The following is a 21,106-nucleotide window of genomic DNA, read 5'->3' as shown; positions in this document are numbered from 1 at the left end:
CATCAATGATCTTTTGCTCCTTACTTCTTTTCATCGTTTACTCCTTTTACCGTGTAAACTCATTCCAGGACAAGTCAATACACCTAATTATTCCAAAGTAGAGGATTCTCAACGCTCCATTCTGCCAATTCCGAAATCCCTAAATTCGAGTTCCAGACAAGTTTCAGACCCAATCATTCTGCCCATTCCCAAATTCCCCAAAACGGCGGAGCCCTCTTGAACGCCAAAGAATAAACCATCCTGAAATTCGAGTTCAGACATCCTGAAAATTCTCTAATTCTGTAAATTCTGATCTTACTGACAAAACACTGTCAGCACTTTACTGCAGAGTGTTGGGTATCTTTGTATATAATCCCAACACTTTTATTATGACACAATACAATAGCTACCTTCCGGGTGGCGAGCGCCCCTATGAAATTGAATTACTGCGCTCAATGATCCGTGGCGAAATTACCGAAGATGAAGCCTTTAAGCTGAAACGCGAACATGATGACGACCTGCACCCCAACACCGACGATGCTTTTATCAGTAAAACCGCTGCCGAGTGGCTAATACAACCTAAGGACCAGCCGCGCTACCAACGCCTGTTTGGCGAGTTTTGGCGCAAGGACGAACTATGCATTATGTTTGCCGATACCAACGTAGGCAAATCTATCCTGGCCGTACAAATAGGCGATGCCATTAGCGCCGGCAGGCACATAGGCAATTACACAACCACCAGGCAAGACGAAGCCGTGTTGTACTTCGACTTTGAACTTACCGCCCAGCAGTTTGCCGAACGCTACACCTACATTAACAATCGCTACGGTTTTGCACCCAACTTTCACCGCCTCATGATCAATCCCGATGCCGGGCGCGAACGCAAGTTTGCCAGCTTTCATGATTATATTATTAACGCCTTCGAGAACGTGCTGGTAAGCACCAACGCCAGCACCATTATTATTGATAACATTACCTGCCTGCGCACCAGTACCGAATCGGCAGCCGGGGCCGTAAAGCTGATGCAGAGCCTCAAGATGCTCCGGAGCAAATACAAACTATCCGTACTGGTGCTGGCCCATACGCCAAAGCGCAACGTGGCCCGGCCCATTACCCGTAACGATTTGCAGGGAAGCAAAATGCTGCTCAACTTTGCCGACAGCGCCTTTGCCATAGGCGAGAGCCAAACCACGCCCGGCCTGCGTTACCTCAAGCAAATAAAGCAGCGTACCGGCACACTTACCCACGGTGCCGATAACGTATGCCTGTGCCGCATACAAAAACACGACAACTTTTTAAAATTTGAATTTACCGGCGAAGGCACCGAAGCCGAACACCTGCTGCACTACACCGAGCAGCAGCGCAAAGCCACCGAAGACCGGATTATGCAACTGCACAACTCCGGCGTAACGCTCAGGAAGATAGCGGCACAAACCGGGCTATCGCATGCGTCGGTGGCAAGGATAGTGAGGAAGTTGGGGGAAACGGCGGGCGTTGCCAACTGATACCAATAAAGTTAAGCTAAAGTAGCTGATAACATCGTACGCAGCATACTTCTTCTTTGCCGAAAACTCAATCTGCATTACCAAAATTTATTTACTGATATTTACTCAGCTAGAATAGAGAGCGAATTATGTCGTTAAGTCAAATCCCTTTATATAATTTTTTCAACAAAGAGTTTTGTTCTGATCTGGAACATCATCTATCAAGAACGTTTGCAAGGTCTTCTGATAAAAGTGTCAGGTGGCTGTGGTGCGACGGGATCAAAATGCCCGAAGAAAACCAACTGTTTATGCAAAGGTTGATTAAAACGAAACAGGTAGAAACGGAAGCTTGGATAGGAATTACAGGGCAAGATATGTACAAAATGACCATAATACTGGGGCCATGTTCAGTTGCTAATATTATTGATGGACTTTCTTTTCATGATTGCATCCCAAGCGAAAAAACTTCGGACTGGATACAGGTTAGCATTACAGATAAGGAAATCGTTTTGCAACTAAATTAAACCAATTCATAACTTGCTAGCGCAAGTATGTAGCGTTGCTTAAAACGCGGCCTACTTGTATATCTTGATGTTTAAATTGTAAAAACACTATTTAGTTGATGGTATTACATTTACGCACAAGTACTCAACCCACATTCCTACGCTGCATACTTGCGCCAGCTAGGTATCTAGCACGTGCACCGCAAGCATGGCTCCTTACGGTAGTATACGCTACTTACCAGCCGTACCAAGACTAATACGCTTGCTGCAGCAAGTGTGCCCACATTGCTTCATTTTATATGCTAGGGGAAAAGAAACGTGTTGAATCCGGTAAAAAAAACTGAAGTTCGCGTCTGGGTTTTGAATAGCCGATATTGATGTAATTAGTCTTTTTAAAAACATATACAAATGAAGTGTCTTTCCCGTCTGCTGAAAAATGGATTTTGATCCTATCTTTTTTATAGCAGAAGGGTCCTCGTCTCGCCTCGATATATACACTTTGACTTGCATTACTTCTTCTATAATATACGATATCTTCATCAAATTGAAGCATTGTTTCTCCCTTAAAATCCCCATAAACGTTGACATAAATGGAACTTTCGTATGATTGCTTCGTGCTACACGAAACAATGAAAACCAACAATAGACTAATTAGCATTATTATCGTCTTTTGGTCGTACCCTGGGTAGTCCATATTGTTTATTTAGTTGATGATTGATAAGACTGTTAAGATGCCGCTACCGCAAGCGTCTCCGCTTGTAAGCCGCTGACAAGTGGCAAACACACGGGCTTACTAATTGCTATTTTGGCCAATTCTTTTGTTCGCTGTCTCGCTCTTTAAATGTACCAATCATTCGCTAATTTACAAGCGGCTACTTAGCACATGCACCACAAGCGAGGACGCTTGCGGGAAGGGACATAGGAATTGGTTTAATTACACGATAGGCAATTTTCACCTATATAGTTACAGATATTATGCAACGCCTCTTAAAATTCAGCGCTGATCAATCAAAAAGAGTCTTGTTCTTTCGCCTTGGGCTATTTTTAACTATGCTCCTATTTGGAATTACCGCGATTTATTTTGGGGATAGTGAATTCAACAAACGGGAACAATTTCTTGTTGATTTAGATCTTACCTTAAAACTTCAGGTTTCTAAAGTAACGCCTACAAATAATCATGGCTTCGGTGTTATGTACGGAAGCTTGCTGTCTTCAAACAAGCCGGGTTCATTTAACGTGATCTATAATAAAAGAGACACTTTCTGCAAAATCGAAGGAAAACGGATACTCATGATCACCGCTTTTGAACTGGTGCAACCAAATGATATATTGACCATAGATTCAAAAAAACTCAGATATCGAATATATCGAAACAACAAACTATATCTTGAAAATAAGCTAATCCTACCGGATAACTTTATGTTGTATCGTGATATTAAAACCAATGGATTGTTTGATCTTAATATTTACAAGAAACCTTATACATCAACATCCAAAAGCTTCAAACAAAGTGTAGAATGGTATAAAGCTGTATTATAAGATGAGAATAATTAGCTTACTTATATGTATTTGTTCAATATGGAGCTGCAGGTTTGACAGAGCTACAGATAAAAACCTGAAAGAAGCTCAGCACGAGATGAACATTTCGTTAGCAAAAAATAAAAGCCATTGCAAACTAAAAATAAGTTTCAACCTTAAAAAAATCAAGAGTGTTTACTACGATCCTAATGCACTAATTGCCCTCAATAAAGATGATCTTAGACATGACGGCTCTTTGATTACTCGATCAAAAAACCTCCAATCAATAAGTGGTCATCTGAAAAAAAATCACTTTGTAATAGAAAATGAAAATCTTCAAAGAAAAATCTTAGTTGTAGATTACGATATAGTTAAAGATAAAAAAAGAAGAAAATTTGAAGATAATTTTTTCGATACATTAGTTCATTTACGTTATCCTCCGCTTAAAAATTTCGTACTGGAAAACAATATTTTTAGTTTGGACGAATTAAGGGTTACAAAGCTGGACAGGAAGATTAGGATTATTTATGTCAGCAATGAAAATGAAGTAGGTCTTAAGAAATTATTGACATCTAACTGGATTTCACTTCCCTGATATATCGGTGATAAAACTTCATATTACAATATAAAGTACACAAGCCGGCACCGGTGCGCTAGCTAAGGGTGCCTCAACCATATATAATATTTCTGGCCTTTGTATTGTTTACCTATCACCATGAAAATAGATATCGAAGCAACTCCTGAACAAATCAGGAAAGTTATTGCACTGGCGGGAAACGATGAGTCTTTAACCTTAATAGTTCGCCAGCTTAATAACTTCCTGTTGAAAAGCGATGACAGCCAGGTTGATGAAGTGCCGCAAGAAGGAGATAACGAAATTATAAAGCGGGATGAGTAGGCAGATAAACACTGTCTACTCATTTTTTATGTAATTACCGTATACCGCGCTGTTGTAACCGGTCGGCAGGACCATAGTTTTCCTTACATCGGCTCGAAAATAGCCACCATCCCGTCACCGGATTTTAGCGTAACCTTGATCGTTTTATTCGAGGGCTGCCCTCCACCGTTTATTTTGCCTGCCAGCGTAGTATTCCCAAGCGACTTACAGCTGTAAGTTTTATTACCAAGAAAAGACAGTGGTACTGTTATATCTTTTGCCCGCTTGTTGTTTAGTATAGCCAAAAACCATTTTGTGCCACTTCGGCGGGTCAGTACGCACACTTCGCCAATGGCGCTTGGCTGCAACACTATTGTTTGGTCCCATACACTGGGTATAGCACGTACAAAGGGCAATGCTTCGCTTTTTAGCAAGTCGGCCGGGTCAACACCCAAACACAAAAAAGGCGATGTAAATGTCACCACTGAAGCAACCTGGTGCGCAAGCGTGGTATTCGATACAAACGTAGCCGTACTAAGCGGCGTATAATCACCGGGCCCGGCCAGGTAGCGGGTAAACGGGATAATGGTATTGTGGGTAGGCCAGTCGGTTTCGTCGCTGTACTCCAACCCTCGTACGGCTTCTCTTGTAAGCTCGTTAGGCCAGGTACGGCTTTGGCCAGACGGTTTACCTGCACCGTGAAAATCAATCATGAGTTTAAGCGTGGCGGCTTCTCTGCAAGCACGCTCGTAAAAAGCCATAACATCTTGGGATTCGCTGCTCATGAAATCAATCTTTACCCCAGCTACACCCATCTCGTGGCATTTGGTTAAGAATGTCTTAAGGTAAACCGAGTCCCTAAGTCCCGGTAAGCCATTGTTGTCCGGGTAGGCAGCCCAAACCCAGATCTTTACGTTTTTAGCCGCAGAGTAATCAACCAGATCTTTCAATATCTGCCATTGGTCTTTGCCTGGCTCGCGCCACTTTCCCCAGCCATCATCAACAAGATTGTAAGGGATGCCGCATTGTGCCGCCAGGTCAGAAAACTTGCGCATGTTCTCCGGGGTAACAGCGCGATTAGCCGTCATCCATGACCATACACTTTTACCAGGTTTTATCCAGCTCGTATTAAAACCCTGAGGGAACAATGTCGCGTCGGGCTTAGCAGATAAGCTGGCCACAATATCAGCGTTAACCAGCTCATTAAGGTTTTGCCCTATGCTGATCACCCGCCACGGTGTTTTGATATCGCCCTTTAGCGTTACGTTTCCGTCAAGAGCAGTATAAAACGAATTGGAACCACCAGCTACAAGGTGTGCGCCAGCAAAGTTGTTAATACCAGCCTCTGTAACGGATGCATAGCCGAGCTTTGAAGGCAGCACTAAAGTAAGCGGCATACCTATAGGTTGTCCTTTTTTGATGGCAGATGGTAGGCTCCTGATATACTCACCTTCATAGTTATGGATATCTCCCTGCCACCACACTGCAGACTGCGCAGGAACAGTAAACTCCGTTAAATCCCGGCTAACTTCTGCAATGCTGTTATGAGGAATATTGTACCGGAAAGCGACGCCATTATTAAACACCTGAACATCAACGGCCCAGTCAGCTTTGCTTTTATCATCGGACACAATCTTAATTGTTGATGAGTTTGCGTGGTGTTGAGCCAAGCTGTGTACACCCCGCCAGGCAAAGCTGTTTTTTATCAGGGTTATTTTTGACGGATACATCGCCTTGCTCTTTGTGTAAACACTACTATCTACCACCAAACCCATGGCGGATGGTTCAATAACAGCTTGTCCTTTAAACTGCACCTGGTAATACAATGCGCCACTACTGTTAAAAAACGTTGCAGTTACGTTATTATCGGGGCTCTTAATAGTAAAACGGGCCACCTGGGCGTGTATGTTGTATCCAGCTAAAGTGAAAGCAGCAATGAGTAGAGCGCGTTGCAGAAATGAGATCATAGTTATGTATAATGGCCCGTAAGATAAGTAAACGGGGGCTTGCTTGCTACATTTTTTAAAACCGAGAATTGATGTAGATATAGATTATTAAGTTGTATTAACAAGTACTATAATTGTGTATAAACCTGGCATCAATGGATAACGCAAAAGTTTTTAAAATGTCCTTTGCGGGAGTGTACCCGCACTACATTAACAAAGTAGAGAAGAAAGGCCGCACAAAGGAAGAGGCAGATGCGGTTATCTGCTGGCTAACGGGTTACAGCCAGCAACAGCTACAGCAGCAAATTGATGATAAATGCAGCTTGGAAGCCTTTTTTGCCGAGGCGCCTCAGCTACACCCAAATGCCTCAAAAATAACCGGCGTGATCTGCGGTTACCGTGTAGAAGGCATCGAAGATGAGCTGATGCAGAAGATACGCTATATGGATAAGCTGATAGACGAACTGGCAAAAGGTAAAGCTATGGACAAAATACTACGCAAATAAGCTGGCATCGCTTAATCCCAAATACCGTTCTGCTCGGTAAAAATAATCGGCTGGCCACCAGTCACCATTATAGTGTGCTCGTGCTGTGCAACAAACCCGCCGCGGTTGCCAATAAGTGTCCATCCATCGGCCTGTGTTTCAGCAATGGTCGACTTTGTTGAGATAAAAGTCTCAATTGCCACCACAGAATTCTTTTTGAAACGCGTAGTGTTATACCTGTCGCAGTAATTAGCAATCTCGTGTGGCTCTTCATGAAGGCTGCGGCCTACGCCGTGTCCTGTTAAGTTCTTTAATACGGTATATCCTGCCTTTTTAGCTTCGGTCTCTATAAGCTTGCCAATATCAGATATCCTTACCCCACCCTTAATGTTGCTGATGGCTTTTTTCAGTATCTCTTTAGATGCTTCTACCAGCTTGCCGTGACCATAAAGATCCTCACCTATCACAAATGAGCCACCGTTATCGGCCCAATAGCCGTTTAGCTCTGCAGATACGTCTATGTTCACCAGGTCACCTTCTTTGAGTATCCTATTGGCCGATGGTATGCCGTGCGCGGCTACTTCGTTAACGCTTATGCAGGTATACCCGGGAAAGTTGTAGGTAAGCAACGGTGCCGATGATGCGCCAAGTTCTGCCAGTAGTTTGCCGCCGTAGTCGTCAAGTTCCTTTGTAGACGTACCGGGTTTTGCATACTCCCGCATCTTTTTAAGCGTAATGGCAACCGCATCGCTGGCCTGCTGCATCCCGGTTCTTTCGTTTTCGGTGGATATAGACATGGTGAAACTTTTATCTGCCGTAAAATTAAGAATTTATACATCGGACTGCGTTTGCCGCATGTCAGATTCATCAGAAATGATATATTTGAAACAAACAACATCAACAATGGAAAGCAGTGCAAAACTTTTAGAGGACAGCCTTTTAGTAATATGGAACGACCGTGATCCGGAAAAAAGGCTTAAGGCAATGGCAGAGGTTTACGCTACAGACATTGTTTTCTATGAATCGAACGAAGGACCGGCAATTGAGGGCTGTGAGGCTATAAACGCACTAATAACTAAACTGCAGGAGCAATGGCCATTGGAGTTTAAATTTGAGCTGAGCAGGCCATCGCATGTTAACCACCAGGTGCAGCACATTACCTGGACGCTGGGCATCCCCGGCCAAACACCTGTAGCAACGGGTATGGACATCGCCATTGTCGAAAATTACCTGATAAAATCTTTACACTTATTGCTTGACGCTCCTGCTCAATAAGGCACCCTTAACTTTACTGCAATGCTTTCAGCGGCTTACCACCATTTTAAGGGCAGCTCTATTTCATTTACAGCCTTTACTACCAGGTTTGGTTTATAGGCGTAGGTAGAAAGAGTTTCTTCATCTGCCATGCCTGATAATACCAGGACAGTTTTAAAGCCCATATAAATACCACCTTTTATATCGGTCTCCATTGTGTCGCCAATTATGGTGGTCTGCGAGGGTGACAGTTGCATGTAAGCACTTGCAGAGCGCATCATTACCGGGCTTGGTTTACCTATAACAAAGGCTTCGCGGCCACTAGCCTCCTCTATCATGGCAGCGGTAGCTGCTATACCCAGGTTGTTCCACCCGGCTTTCCTTGGAGACGGATCGCGGTTAGTGGCAATAAATTTTGCACCCGCCAGGATCATATCAACAGCAGTATGCACCATCTGCAAAGTAAATTCGTGCCCTTCACCAAGAATAACAAAGTCCGGGTCTTTATCCACCAGCACTACTCCATTTTCTTCCAGGCTGGTTAGCAAGCCGCCTTCGCCCAGTACGTAAGCACTGCACCCTGGGTACTGATCTTTAAGAAAAGTACTGGTAGCCATAGCACTGTTGTAAATATGTTCTTCAGTTACCTCAATACCCAGCTTGCCCAGTTTCTCAACAGACTCTGTCCGCGTGCGCTGGCTATTATTAGACAGGAAAGTAAAAAGTACATCCTCCTCAAGCAGGCGTTTAATAAATTTATCCGCTCCTTCAATCAGCGTATCCCCGGCATATATAACGCCATCCATGTCAATCATTAACCCGTGTTTCATTCTTTGCTGATTTTGGCACAGCACTATAAAATGCTGTAGAAGTTACAACCAAAAGCTTTATTTATGGTTTTAGGTTTGGGCAGAAAGAAAGACTGTGGGAATGATCAGCAAGGCAATGCTAACAAAGTATAACCCGTCAAATCAGCTACTGAGTAAAAATTACATTACAATATGGCACACCTACATATAAAGCGCTTGTAAGTATTTAAGAACAATTTTTTTAAGATACCTTAGCTGTTACAATTTAAAGCTTTATATTTATTGCGTATAATGTACACAATGAATTATACCCAATTTAGAATTACCAATTAAACACTTTATATGAGATTGAAAATTACCCTTCTGCTTGCGCTATGCGTTGTGCTGTTCAACTTCAGCAAGATACCTGTTAAGCCGAGGATACTTGTTTTTACCAAAACTTCGGGTTACCACCACGAGTCTATTGCTGTTGGTGCCCCTGCTATTATGAAACTGGGCACCGAAAATGGCTTCCTGGTAGATACCACTTCTGACGCCGCTAAGATCACCGAGAGCAATCTGAGCAAATACAGCGCGTTGGTGTTCCTGAACACGACCGGTTCTATGCTCAACAACTACCAGCAGGCCGACTTGGAGCGCTACATGCAGGCGGGCGGCAACTTTGTTGGCGTACATGCCGCTGCAGATGCAGAGTACGACTGGAAGTATTATGGCCGCCTTGTTGGTGCTTACTTCCTGAGCCACCCGGAACAACAGGAAGCCAATTTAAAGATTGTAGACAAGAACCATCCGTCCACCAAAGGTATGCCTGATGTTTGGCGCCGTAAGGATGAGTGGTACAATTACAAAATGATCAGCAACAAAATACACGTGCTGGTTAAAATTGACGAGAGCAGCTACAAAGGCGGCGCTAACGGCGATAATCACCCGATGGCCTGGTACCAGAATTTTGAGAACGGTCGCTCTTTCTACACCGAAATGGGTCACACTAACGAATCATACAGCGACCCGGTTTATTTAAAGCACTTGCTGGGTGGCATACAATACGCTATTGGCGATAACAAAAAGCTGGACTACAGCAAAGCCACTACTGTACGTGTACCCGAGGAGAACCGTTTTGTAAAAACTCAACTAAACGAAGGTACCCTGTTCGAGCCGACCGAAATGTCAATACTGCCAAACCTGGACATATTGGTTGCCCAGCGCCGCGGCGAGCTTATGCTGTACAAGCACGATACTAAGAAGATGAAACAGGCCGGTTTCCTGGATGTATACTGGAAAACGCATACTAAAGGTGTTAACGCCGAAGAAGGTGTACTTGGCCTTAAAACAGACCCTGACTTTGCTAAAAACCACTGGGTTTATGTTTTCTACAGCCCATCAGACACATCAGTTAATCGCCTTTCACGCTTTACCATGACCGGCGACACCATTGATAATAAATCTGAGAAGGTGATCCTGCAGTTTTACTCACAACGCGAGATCTGCTGCCATACAGGTGGTTCTATAGCCTTTGGCCCAGACCGGACCCTGTTCCTATCTGCCGGAGATAATAGCACACCTTTTGACGAACCTGGTAAAAAAGCTTATAACACACACGCTTTTGCGCCGCTTGACGATCGTCCTGAATTCCTTAACCATGATGCACGCCGTTCTGCAGGTAATACTAATGACCTGCGAGGTAAAATTCTGAGGATAAAAGTAAAGGATGATGGAACATACAGCATCCCTGAAGGCAACTTATTTAAACCAGGTACTGAGAAAACCCGCCCGGAAATTTATGTAATGGGCGACCGTAATCCTTACCGTATATCTGTAGACCAAAAGAATGGTTTCCTGTACTGGGGTGAAGTTGGCCCCGATGCGCAGAACGACAGCCTGGAGACCCGCGGTCCACGCGGTTACGACGAGTTTAACCAGGCCCGTAAAGCTGGTTTCTTCGGCTGGCCATTGTTTGTGGGTAATAACTACCCTTATCGCCCGTATGATTATGCGACTGGCAAATCAGGTGCACCGTTTGACCCGATGCACCCTATTAATGATTCAAAAAACAATACTGGCTTAAGAGAACTGCCGCCAGCACAGCCGGCATTTATCTGGTACCCTTATGCTGCTTCTCCTGATTTTCCTCAGGTAGGTTCAGGTGGCCGTAATGCAATGGCAGGCCCGGCATATTATACAGACATGTTCCCGAAAGCAACACGCATGCCTGATTACTTCGACAAAAAAGTGGTTTTCTACGATTGGATACGCGGTTTCATTAAACTGCTTACCCTGCAGCCAAACGGCGATCTGGATAAAATGGAACCATTTATGGCCAACACTAAGTTCCATAATCCTATTGATATGGAGACTGGTCCGGATGGTAAAATATATGTACTGGAGTATGGCTCGGGCTGGTTTGCCAAAAACAAGGACGCCGGTATACTGCGTATAGATTACAATAGCGGAAACCGTGCGCCGGTTGTAGCTGCTGTAACATCGAGCAAAGGTTACGGCGCTGTACCACTTACTACCGTGCTTACCGTAAAGGCTACCGATCCTGAAAAGAACAAGATGAGCTACGTTTGGAACCTTGGTAACGGAGTAACTAAAACCACCACTTTACCAAAGCTTACTTATACTTTCACCAAAAAAGGCAACTATAATATATCTGTGGTAGCTAAGGACGAAGAAGGCGCTACAAGCGAATCAAAAACCGCTTCAATCCTTGCCGGCCAGGACTCTCCGGACATGAAAGCTAAAGTGGCCAACATTGCAGCTAACGCCGCAGGTAAAGCGCTGGTTATGTCGCTTGATTGCGCGGCATGCCATAAGGTAAACGAAAAATCTGTTGGGCCTGCTTTTACAGATGTTGCTAAAAAGTACCCTAACAACGCTGCTTCTACCGCTCACCTGATGAGGAAGATAGTAACCGGCGGACACGGTGTTTGGGGCGATGTTGATATGCCTGCACACCCTAACCTGAAACCTGCCGATACCAAAAAGATTGTGAACTGGATTTATTCACTTAAATAATAAAACTGTTTTCTTTGCAGCGGATATGACTAAACTCATATCCGCTTTTTATTTTTATGAAGAAAAAGATATTAGTGCTGTTTGCCCTATTGGCATCAATTAACCAGGCCTTCGCTCAACCCCGGATAAACTTTTCCGGCATTGTAACCGACACCCACGCAGCCCCCATCCAGGGAGCAAACGTAAACCTGCTGAATACCAATTACAGTACAGTTACCAATGTTAATGGCGCATTCCATTTCAATAACGTACCTGCAGGCACCTATACCTTGCATGTAAGCAGCGTAGCTTTTGCAGCGGTAAACCAAGCTGTAACCATTGCTGATGGAAGGCAATATACCAATATACAACTTGCTGAAGCCAGTAACCGCCTGGATGAAGTGGTAGTTACCGCGCAAAAGCGTGAGGAAGAAGTGCAGCAAGTACCATTTAGCATATCAACCCTTTCCGCCAAGCAGATTCAAGATTACCGTGTTTGGAATTTGAGGGATATAACAGCTATAGTGCCTAACCTGTACTCCTCAAACCCTGGCGATAACCGCAACGTTACCAGCATCAGGGGTGTGGCTACAACCTCCTATGATCCCGCCGTAGCTACTTATATCGACGGGGTTAACCAGTTTAGCCTGGACACTTATATACCGCAGTTGTTTGATGTGGAACGCATAGAAGTATTGCGCGGCCCGCAGGGGACATTATACGGGCGAAACGCAATGGGTGGTGTTATTAACGTTATCACCAAACAGCCAACCAATGAAACTACCGGCTTTGCCGAACTCAACTATGGTAGCTACGACCAGAAGCGCATCAGCCTTGGTATACGCACCCCTTTAGTCAAAGACAAACTGTACCTGGGTGTAGCGGGCTTGTACACCGGCTTTGATGGCTTTTACAACAACCTGTACAACAATACCAAACTGGACAAGCAGCACACCTTTATGGGTAATTATTACTTGAAGTACCTGGCCACGCAAAACTTCTCGCTAACGCTGAACGTGAAGAACTATGCTAACCGCAACAATGGCCCATTTGCATTGGCGTCTTCCCCTGCTGATGCATTAGCTACCCCGTTCCAGGTGAGCCAAAATGCAACCACTAAAATGGTTGACAACATCCTGAATGCGGCGTTAACTGCAAGCTACGCCGGTAAAGGATTTAACTTTACATCCAGCAGTGCTTACCAAAAAAACTACCGTTACTATACCGTTCCAATTGATGGTGATTTCTCTCCTGCTGATGCAGTCACTATCAACAATAATTACGGCCCTAAATTTAATAAGGTAGAAGTTGGCACGCAGGAATTCAGGTTTACCTCGCCTGCATCCGCTTCGAAAATTAGATGGACCACAGGACTATATGGATTTTATCGCTATGCGCCAACTAAGTCGGCCACGGGTTTTGGCGGCGATGCGGCTGTTAATACCAACATCGAACGAAATTACGGCTGGGCTGCTTACGCGCAGGCTACCTTTGTTATTGATCCAGAATGGGACGTCACTGCCGGCCTACGTTACGATTATGAGCACAAAAAGAGCCGTGTTGCAGGCCTATATATACCCGGTGGTTCAGACCCAATCGTATCACAAAACGATAGCTCGGCAGCGGCACACTTTAATGCTTTTTCGCCAAAGGTGAGCCTGGCTTATCATGCGTCTGAATCGAACAACGTATATGCCACTTACAGCAGGGGCTTCCGCGCGGGTGGCTTAAGCCAGTTAGGGGCAGATCAAACACAGCCACCATTATATGCCTTCAAACCAGAGTATAGCAACAACTTTGAAGTGGGGTCTAAGAACTCGTTGTTCAACAACAAATTGCGGGTTAATGTATCCCTGTTTTATATAGACATCAACAACGCGCAGGTGCCTACACTGATACTTCCGCAAGGCCTTACCGTTACGCGTAACGCAGGTAAACTGCATAGCAAAGGTGCGGAGGCTGAAGTTGCCGCAACTTTACTTAAGGGTTTAGACTTGTCCTATAACTTCGGCTACACTCACGCCCGCTACACCAACCTAAAAGTACCAAGCAATGGCGCTGTAGTGAACCTGAATGGTAACCACCAGGTTTACACTCCTGATATCACCAGCATGCTGGCTGCACAATATGCTTATGCTTTGGATAACAAGCAAACCAGGCTGATCCTCCGCGGCGAATGGCGCTACCTTGGCGATCAATACTTTGATTTGGCTAATCAGATAAAACAGGATGGCTATAGCACTTTCAATGCGCGTGTTGGCGTAAGTACAACGCGTTTTGACCTGTTTGTTTGGGGAAGCAACTTAAGCAACAAACACTATATTGATTATGCTTACGATTTCGGTGCCGCGCACCTGGGTAACCCAAGGGTATATGGTGCTACATTATCTACCAGGTTCTAAACCGGATTACAGTTAATAATAAGCAGATTTATAATCCCCATTGATAGCAATCGCCCCGGCTGTTTAGCCGGGGCGATTTGCGTTTGTTGCAAGACATTAATCCGTGCGTTAAATTAATTGTAAGGTATTTGCCACTTGCTGTACTAAGCGGTAAAACATCACAATAATGAAACTTACAAAAACAGGCTACACGCTGGGCGTAGTGGCAACCTCACTCATCCTGCTGTGGATTGGCATTTTTAAATTTACCGTTACGGAGGCAAACGCTATAATGCCTTTAGTTGAACACAGCTTTTTAATGAGCTGGTTGTATAAGGTGGCAACCGTACAAGCAGTATCTAACTTCATTGGGAGTTTTGAAATAGTCACAGGTGCTTTGCTCATCGCATCATTTTGGAATGATAAGCTGGGCAGCATTGCAGGATACCTTACGATAATAATCTTCGCGACAACTCTGAGCTTTTTATTTACCACTCCCGGTGTGTGGAAGATAGTTGAAGGCGTACCAACAACCGAGTTTTTCATTTTGAAAGACCTTGGCTACCTCGCTATGGGACTAATGGTCCTGGGGAAACATTCTGCTCATAGTAAAACCATTACCATTGCTTAAACGTAATTGAATCAAAGCCCTACATCCATTATGATAAAAACCGGATTACTAGTAAAGCTCGTGGCCAAGCCTGGTCATGAGTACGATCTGGCGCAGTTTTTAAAAAGTGCCCAGCCCCTTGCCGAAGATGAACCTGAAACCATTAACTGGTATGCCTACCGCGTTAGTGAAAGCGTATTTGGCATATTTGATACTTTCCCGGGCGACGAAGGCCGGCAGGCCCACCTGGCAGGTAAAATTGCCGCGGCCTTAATGGCCAAAGCTCCAGAACTGCTGGCACTGGAACCCTTGATAGAACATGTTGAGATACTGGCAAGTAAGTAACTTAATCACAAATGTTTTGAAAAGCCCTGTTTGTTGTGCAACCAGGGCTTTTTACGTAAAGAAAATTTAAATTTATCTTTTAAAATATCTTCCAAACTGATTATCAATACTTTGAAAGTTTTGCCCTTTTTACTTAATTTTACAAGTGAAAATAAACACCGAATCTTTATCACATGAAAAGAAAATTACTCTCTTGTATTCTTGCTATTGTTGCCGTCTCATTTCTTTATACTTCTTGTACAAAGGACCCAGTAGATTATGGCACCAGTAGTGTATCTTCCAAAGAAGTAAGTCAGCAAATTGCATTAAATCTGGCGCAAAGCCTTTACGGTGGCCTTGGCGGCTTTAGCTTAAACGATGGCTTAAGTCCGCAAATAAATGCAACTCCACCCAACCGTCCTAAAATACGAATCAATTCTGTAAACCCAGAGTGCGGCATGCAGGTGGATACTACGATGAGTTTTGATTTAAGTGTGGATACTCTTAAGATGACCGTTGGAGGCCGCTTTAAATACAGTACTATTTGCACCAATGATGAGCCAAGTGGGTTAAGTGCTTACGACAGCCTGCTGGTAGCCATGACCACTCCAAGCATGGAAGCAAAGTACAACTTACTGCAAAACGTCAATATGAGCAGTGTAAATCCTCAAAACCCGGATGCGAAACTAAGATTTAGCGGGATATTGAATACCAAAGCTAGTCTTCAGTATAAAACAGGATCAAAGCAAAAATTAACGACTTTGTTTAATTACAAGCTTGTTTCGTTGATTATAGACCCAACAAAAGACGGTGATGTCGAAAGCGGAACCGCAACATTTGAAACTACAGGCGATACCCCTCAAGGTAAATGGAACTACAAAGGCAGCATTGTGTTTTTAGGCAATCATAAGGTGAAGATCACTATTAACGGAATTGTTTACACTGTAGACATACAAACAGGCCAGATAGTGTAGTACAACAATAGAATATACATTGGCCTTTAAAGGCTGAGATCATATCTGGAGGCATTAAACTAAAAACGCCCCGCGAAAACCGCGGGGCGTTTTATCTGAACTAATGCTCATCCATCATTATTTCCAACCGCCCCCAAGGGAGCGATAAAGTTCAGACACAGCACTCAACTGTTCTCTTTTTACCGATGCAAGTTCCAGTTCGCTTTGCAGCACGTTGCCTTGCGCGGTTATTACTTCCAGGTAATTTGCCATACCGTTCCTGAATAAAAGGTTTGCATTGGTAGTTGCCTGCTGTAGTGTTTTCACACGATTTGCGGCAATTGCCTGCTGCTGCTTTAACTTTTCTATACGTACAAGCGCATCGCTCACTTCACCTACGGCGTTCAATACCGACTGGCGGAACTGCAATACTGTTCTCTCACGTTCAACCTTGGCAACCTCATACTGGGTGCGAAGCTGCTTGCGTGCAAATAGCGGCTGGGCAACACCGCCCACAACAGTACCGAACAAAGATGCCGGCACATTAAACCAGTTACTTGCCCGGAAAGAGTTTACACCACCCTGTGCTGTAATTGTAAGTGCCGGGTACATCTGCGCTTTGGTAATACCTACCTGTGCGTTGGCAATGGTAAGGGCCAGTTCAGAGCTTTTTACATCGGGCCTGCGGCTCACAATAGCCGATGGTAACCCTGCAGAAATGTTATCCGGAACCTGCTGATCGTTAAGCCTTGCAGTGCGTTCTACCTTATCTGGAAGCGCACCTGTGAGTATGCGTATGGCATTCTCCTGTATAGCTATGTTCTGCTCAAACTGCGGCACCAGCTGCTCTGCTGCCTGGCGCTGCGCCTCGGCTTGTTGTACAGCCAGTGAAGTTACTTGCCCAGCATCAAACTGCAGGCGTATGATACGCAGTGTACTGTCGTTTAAGGTAACATTCCTTTGTGCAATGTTTAGCTGCTCGTCCAGCATCAGCAGGTTGTAATAACCCTGTGATACGCTGGCAACAATATTTGTTTGTATTGCCTTTTTAGCTTCCGCGGTTTGCAGATAGGTTGCTAAGGCCGCGCGCTGTCGGTTTTTTATCTTACCCCAAATGTCAGCTTCCCATGAAAGAGCAAGGTTAGCATTGTAATCTTCAATATGCTTTGTGCCTACAAACTGGTTTAGGCTAAGGCCATTGAGGCTATTATCGCTGGGGCGGTTTGTTGATGCGGTAACATTAAGACCTACTGATGGCAAATAATTCCATTTTACCTGTTTAAAAAGCAGTTGTGCAGATTCAATATTCTTGACAGCGATCTGCATGTCGTAGTTCCTTGTAATGGCGCTATCTATAAGCTTTTGCAGGGTAGCATCAGCAAAAAAATTCTTCCATTCTATATCCGCAATGCTGGTGGTGTCTGCCGAGGTAGTAGCCGCAGCGTTCCTGAAGGAAGCAGGCAACTCTGGTTTAGGCGTATTGACATCTTTCGATACCGAACAGCCGGTAAGTACCACCAGTATTACTGCCAGCCTGTTTATTAACGTTTTCATTATTTTATACTTTTTCTGGTTATTACCAGCCCGCTTCAAGGAAGCACTTATACTGGATAACTGAGTTGTTTTAAATTGTTATGAATCCCTTGGTCCCGGCCCTCCCCTTTGCAGGGGCGAGCCGGAATCAGAGTCTTAAGCTAATTCTCCTTCTAATTGCTGTTGTTTCACGCCATGCTCGTCGCGGTGCCTGTCAAACGGGACACCGCTGATCTTCTCCTGCAAGTGCTGGAATATTACAAACAGAACCGGGATGATGAACAAGCCCAACAGTACCCCGGACACCATGCCGCCCGCAGCACCTATACTAATAGAGTGGTTACCCTGTGCAGACGGGCCAGTTGCAATACTCATTGGAAATAACCCGAACACGAATGCAAGCGATGTCATGATAATAGGGCGAAGCCTTAACCGGGCCGCTTCAATTGCTGCATTCACCAGGCTTAAACCTGAGCGCCTTTTCTGAACGGCAAACTCCACAATAAGGATGGCGTTCTTCGCCAGCAACCCGATAAGCATGATAAGCGCTACCTGTACGTATATGTTATTCTCGATACCGGTTAAGCCCAGTACAGCAAACACACCGAATATACCTGTAGGGATAGACAGGATAACCGCCAGTGGCAGGATGTAGCTTTCGTATTGTGCAGATAGTAAGAAGTACACAAATACCAAACACAACAAGAACACTACAGCTGATTGCCCGCCTGATGATATCTCTTCGCGGGTTTGGCCGGAAAATTCGTAAGTAAACCCGTCAGGTAATTGTTCCTTAGCAGTTTCCTCAATTGCCTTGATAGCATCACCAGAGCTGTACCCTGGTTTAGGAATAGCATTTACTTCGATAGAGTTAAACAGGTTATAACGTGAGGCGGTTTCGGAACCATATACACGGGTCAGTTTAACCAGTGTGTTGATCGGCACGCTTTCGCCTGCATTATTTTTAACAAAAACACGGTCGATTGTTGTAGGGTCGGTGCGGTCGGCAACGTCAGCCTGAACCACTACGCGGTAGTATTTACCAAAGCGGTTAAAGTCTGATGCTTGTGCCGTACCAAAGTAAGCCTGCATGGTAGAGAGGATGTCCTTCACGTTAACACCCAGCTGACTTGCCTTTTCATCATCAATCTGCAATTCCAGTTGCGGATAGTCTGCTTTGTACGACGTGAAAGCGTAGGCTACAGCAGGTTTCTGCATTAACTTTGCAATAAAGTTATTGGTGATACCGCTGAATTTATCCAGCTTTCCGTTTGTTTTATCCTGCAGTACCACATCAAGTGCTTCCACGTTGCTAAAGCCCGGAACAGTTGGAAAACTGAACACGAAGAACGTACCGCCGGGTACAGCGCCTAACTTTCCTCTAACAATATTCTGTATCTCGTCGATATTTTTAACATCTCCCCTTTCATCAGTAGGTTTTAACAAAAGGAATATAACACCTGCAGACGGGCTGCTTGATTGTGTTAGAAAGTTAAAGCCGGAAAGGGCGGTAACAAATCGTGCTGAAGGCAACGTTTTCAGCTGATCTTCTGCCTGTTTAAATATCTTGTTTGTACCGCTTAACGAAGTACCTGATGGTGTTGACACTGCAATAGCCACAAAACCTTGGTCTTCTGTAGGTATAAAGCCTGTTTTGGTTTTGTTAACCATAAATACGGTAGCAACAATTACCAGCGCCAGGCCTGCCATACTCACCCACTTATTGCGGATAAGCAGCTTTATACCATCTACATACTTGTTGGTCATGTAGTTAAAGCTCCCGTTAAAGCCAGCGTAGAACTTGTCTGCGAAGCCTTTCTTAGGTGCATCGTGTCCGTCAGCGGTGTGCTTGTTCTTCAAGAATAAAGCTGCAAGTGCAGGGCTTAAGGTTAAAGCATTAACAGCCGAAATAATGATGGCTATGGCCATAGTTAATGCGAACTGCCTGTAGAATATACCTGTAGAGCCGGTCATGAAGCTTACAGGCAAGAACACCGCCGCCATAACTAAGGTAATAGATATGATAGCGCCTGTAATCTCGTGCATAGCCTCTGTTGTAGCAGTTTTAGGGCTCAGGCTGGGATCATGTTCCATTTTGGCGTGTACGGCCTCGACCACCACAATGGCGTCATCCACCACAATACCAATAGCGAGTACGAGTGCAAACAACGTTAACAAGTTAACGGAGAACCCAAAAAGGTTCATGAAAAAGAACGTACCCACAATTGCCACCGGAACCGCAATGGCAGGAATAAGCGTGGAACGGAAATCCTGCAAGAAGATGAACACTACTATAAACACCAGGATAAAGGCTTCTACAAGTGTGTGTTCAACCTGGTTTATAGATTCGTCAAGATCCGTTTTTGTGCGATAGAACTGATTGTATTTGATGCCGGCAGGAAAGCTCTTTGAAGCTTTTTCCATCAGCTTATCAATTTGTATCTGGATTTCGTTGGCGTTTGAACCTGATAGCTGTATGATACCGATAATTACACCGTCGTGCCCGTTAAGGTTGCTATAGCTATTATATGAATAAGCGCCTAATTCAACACGAGCAACATCCTTTAGGTGCAGCACGCTTCCGTCTGCGTTAGCACGTATAGCAATGTTCTGGTATTCCTCAGGCTTGGTAAGTTTACCTTTATATTTAATAATGTATTCAAACGATTGATCGCTGCGTTCGCCAAAACGGCCCGGAGCTGCTTCCAGGTTTTTGTCCTGTATAGCGGCCATTACTTCTGCGGGAGTGATTTTGTATGCAGCCATCTGCGCCGGGCTAAGCCAAACACGCATGCTGTAATCCTTAACGCCGCCAAATACCTGTGCCGAACCAACGCCCGGGATACGTTTGATCTCCGGAACGATGTTGATCTGCGCGTAGTTGGCAACAAACGTTGCATCATATTTTTTAGGATCATCAGTATAGATAGCTAATGCACCAATAAAGCTATTTTGCTGTTTGGTGGTGGTAATACCATACTGTACAACTTCGGCAGGTAACTGGCTTGTTGCTTGTGATACACGGTTTTGCACGTTTACAGCGGCCTGATCCGGGTTGGTACCTTGTTTAAAGTACACCGTAATGGCCAGCGAGCCGTCGTTACTTGCCGTAGAAGTCATGTAGGTCATGTTCTCTACACCGTTAATAGCTTCTTCAAGAGAAGGTGTTACCGAACGTAATATCGTTTCGGCATTAGCGCCCGGGTATACAGCGGTAACTAACACAGCCGGAGGGGCGATGTTTGGAAAACGCTCCAGGGGCAACTTGGTTAGGCCGAGTATACCTACTATCACCAACAGGATAGAGATAACGGTTGATAGTACCGGCCTTTCTATGAATTTCTTAAACATGATTTTTGATATTGTAGAGCCAAGAATTAAGATGTAAGAACGAGGACGAGAGCTTATACCTCGTTATCTCCCCTCCTTATCCTGATCCTTGATTCCCTTTTT

General features: G+C 44.6%; 17 protein-coding genes. 12 read left to right on the top strand and 5 right to left on the bottom strand.

Going from position 1 to position 21,106, the window contains the following annotated elements; translation table 11 throughout:
* Positions 1-368: 368 nt before the first annotated feature.
* The 5 genes from AC59GT_RS05550 (at position 369) to AC59GT_RS05530 (ending at position 4,382) form a co-directional block, all read left to right on the top strand.
* A complete protein-coding gene (locus tag AC59GT_RS05550; protein ID WP_497236705.1) occupies positions 369-1,484 on the top strand; it encodes an AAA family ATPase in 1,116 nt (371 codons plus the stop codon).
* A 263-nt stretch (positions 1,485-1,747) separates the two neighbouring features.
* On the top strand, positions 1,748-1,987 hold the full coding sequence (locus AC59GT_RS05545; RefSeq protein WP_497236704.1) for a hypothetical protein: 240 nt from the start codon (positions 1,748-1,750) through the stop codon (positions 1,985-1,987).
* A 954-nt stretch (positions 1,988-2,941) separates the two neighbouring features.
* Positions 2,942-3,505, top strand: a complete 564-nt coding sequence (locus tag AC59GT_RS05540) for a hypothetical protein (protein ID WP_497236703.1) — start codon at positions 2,942-2,944, stop codon at positions 3,503-3,505.
* A gap of 1 nt (position 3,506) precedes the next feature.
* Positions 3,507-4,079 (top strand): hypothetical protein, encoded by a 573-nt coding sequence (locus AC59GT_RS05535; protein WP_497236702.1) that lies wholly within the window; start codon positions 3,507-3,509, stop codon positions 4,077-4,079.
* A 120-nt stretch (positions 4,080-4,199) separates the two neighbouring features.
* A complete protein-coding gene (locus AC59GT_RS05530; protein WP_497236701.1) occupies positions 4,200-4,382 on the top strand; it encodes a hypothetical protein in 183 nt (60 codons plus the stop codon).
* An 83-nt stretch (positions 4,383-4,465) separates the two neighbouring features.
* On the opposite strand, the gene AC59GT_RS05525 is transcribed toward AC59GT_RS05530, so the two are convergent.
* Positions 4,466-6,328, bottom strand: a complete 1,863-nt coding sequence (locus AC59GT_RS05525) for a glycoside hydrolase family 97 protein (protein WP_497236700.1) — start codon at positions 6,326-6,328, stop codon at positions 4,466-4,468.
* A gap of 134 nt (positions 6,329-6,462) precedes the next feature.
* Between AC59GT_RS05525 and AC59GT_RS05520 the strand changes: the two genes are divergently transcribed.
* Positions 6,463-6,813: a DUF2200 domain-containing protein gene (locus AC59GT_RS05520; RefSeq protein WP_497236699.1), complete on the top strand. Its 351-nt coding sequence runs from the start codon at positions 6,463-6,465 to the stop codon at positions 6,811-6,813.
* Between the two features lie 11 nt (positions 6,814-6,824).
* On the opposite strand, the gene map is transcribed toward AC59GT_RS05520, so the two are convergent.
* Positions 6,825-7,589: a type I methionyl aminopeptidase gene (gene map, locus AC59GT_RS05515; RefSeq protein ID WP_497236698.1), complete on the bottom strand. Its 765-nt coding sequence runs from the start codon at positions 7,587-7,589 to the stop codon at positions 6,825-6,827.
* 106 nt (positions 7,590-7,695) lie between these two features.
* Between map and AC59GT_RS05510 the strand changes: the two genes are divergently transcribed.
* The gene (locus AC59GT_RS05510) at positions 7,696-8,067 is read left to right on the top strand and encodes a nuclear transport factor 2 family protein (RefSeq protein WP_497236697.1); all 372 of its coding nucleotides are present in this window, start codon (positions 7,696-7,698) and stop codon (positions 8,065-8,067) included.
* Positions 8,068-8,102: 35 nt separating this feature from the next.
* Here AC59GT_RS05510 and AC59GT_RS05505 read toward each other — a convergent pair whose 3' ends face one another.
* Positions 8,103-8,876, bottom strand: a complete 774-nt coding sequence (locus AC59GT_RS05505) for an HAD-IIA family hydrolase (protein WP_497236696.1) — start codon at positions 8,874-8,876, stop codon at positions 8,103-8,105.
* 321 nt (positions 8,877-9,197) lie between these two features.
* Between AC59GT_RS05505 and AC59GT_RS05500 the strand changes: the two genes are divergently transcribed.
* From AC59GT_RS05500 to AC59GT_RS05480, 5 genes are all read left to right on the top strand, one after another.
* Positions 9,198-11,873, top strand: a complete 2,676-nt coding sequence (locus AC59GT_RS05500; RefSeq protein WP_497236695.1) for a ThuA domain-containing protein — start codon at positions 9,198-9,200, stop codon at positions 11,871-11,873.
* Between the two features lie 56 nt (positions 11,874-11,929).
* Positions 11,930-14,254, top strand: a complete 2,325-nt coding sequence (locus AC59GT_RS05495) for a TonB-dependent receptor (protein ID WP_497236694.1) — start codon at positions 11,930-11,932, stop codon at positions 14,252-14,254.
* 166 nt (positions 14,255-14,420) lie between these two features.
* The gene (locus tag AC59GT_RS05490) at positions 14,421-14,864 is read left to right on the top strand and encodes a DUF417 family protein (RefSeq protein WP_497236693.1); all 444 of its coding nucleotides are present in this window, start codon (positions 14,421-14,423) and stop codon (positions 14,862-14,864) included.
* 30 nt (positions 14,865-14,894) lie between these two features.
* Positions 14,895-15,188 carry a putative quinol monooxygenase gene (locus tag AC59GT_RS05485; RefSeq protein WP_117380999.1) on the top strand — a complete coding sequence of 98 codons (294 nt, stop codon included), beginning with the start codon at positions 14,895-14,897 and terminating at the stop codon, positions 15,186-15,188.
* 173 nt (positions 15,189-15,361) lie between these two features.
* Positions 15,362-16,141 (top strand): hypothetical protein, encoded by a 780-nt coding sequence (locus AC59GT_RS05480; RefSeq protein ID WP_497236692.1) that lies wholly within the window; start codon positions 15,362-15,364, stop codon positions 16,139-16,141.
* 117 nt (positions 16,142-16,258) lie between these two features.
* Here the strand turns inward: AC59GT_RS05480 and AC59GT_RS05475 are convergent, their stop codons facing one another.
* Positions 16,259-17,674 carry an efflux transporter outer membrane subunit gene (locus AC59GT_RS05475; protein ID WP_497236691.1) on the bottom strand — a complete coding sequence of 472 codons (1,416 nt, stop codon included), beginning with the start codon at positions 17,672-17,674 and terminating at the stop codon, positions 16,259-16,261.
* Positions 17,675-17,809: 135 nt separating this feature from the next.
* Positions 17,810-21,004 carry an efflux RND transporter permease subunit gene (locus AC59GT_RS05470; protein ID WP_497236690.1) on the bottom strand — a complete coding sequence of 1,065 codons (3,195 nt, stop codon included), beginning with the start codon at positions 21,002-21,004 and terminating at the stop codon, positions 17,810-17,812.
* Between the last annotated feature and the right edge of the window lie 102 nt (positions 21,005-21,106).

It is taken from the genome of Mucilaginibacter sp. 320_HR (genome assembly GCF_059691875.1).
The sequence above is the reverse complement of the archived record's forward strand: the minus strand, read 5'-3'. Positions and strand labels throughout refer to the sequence as shown.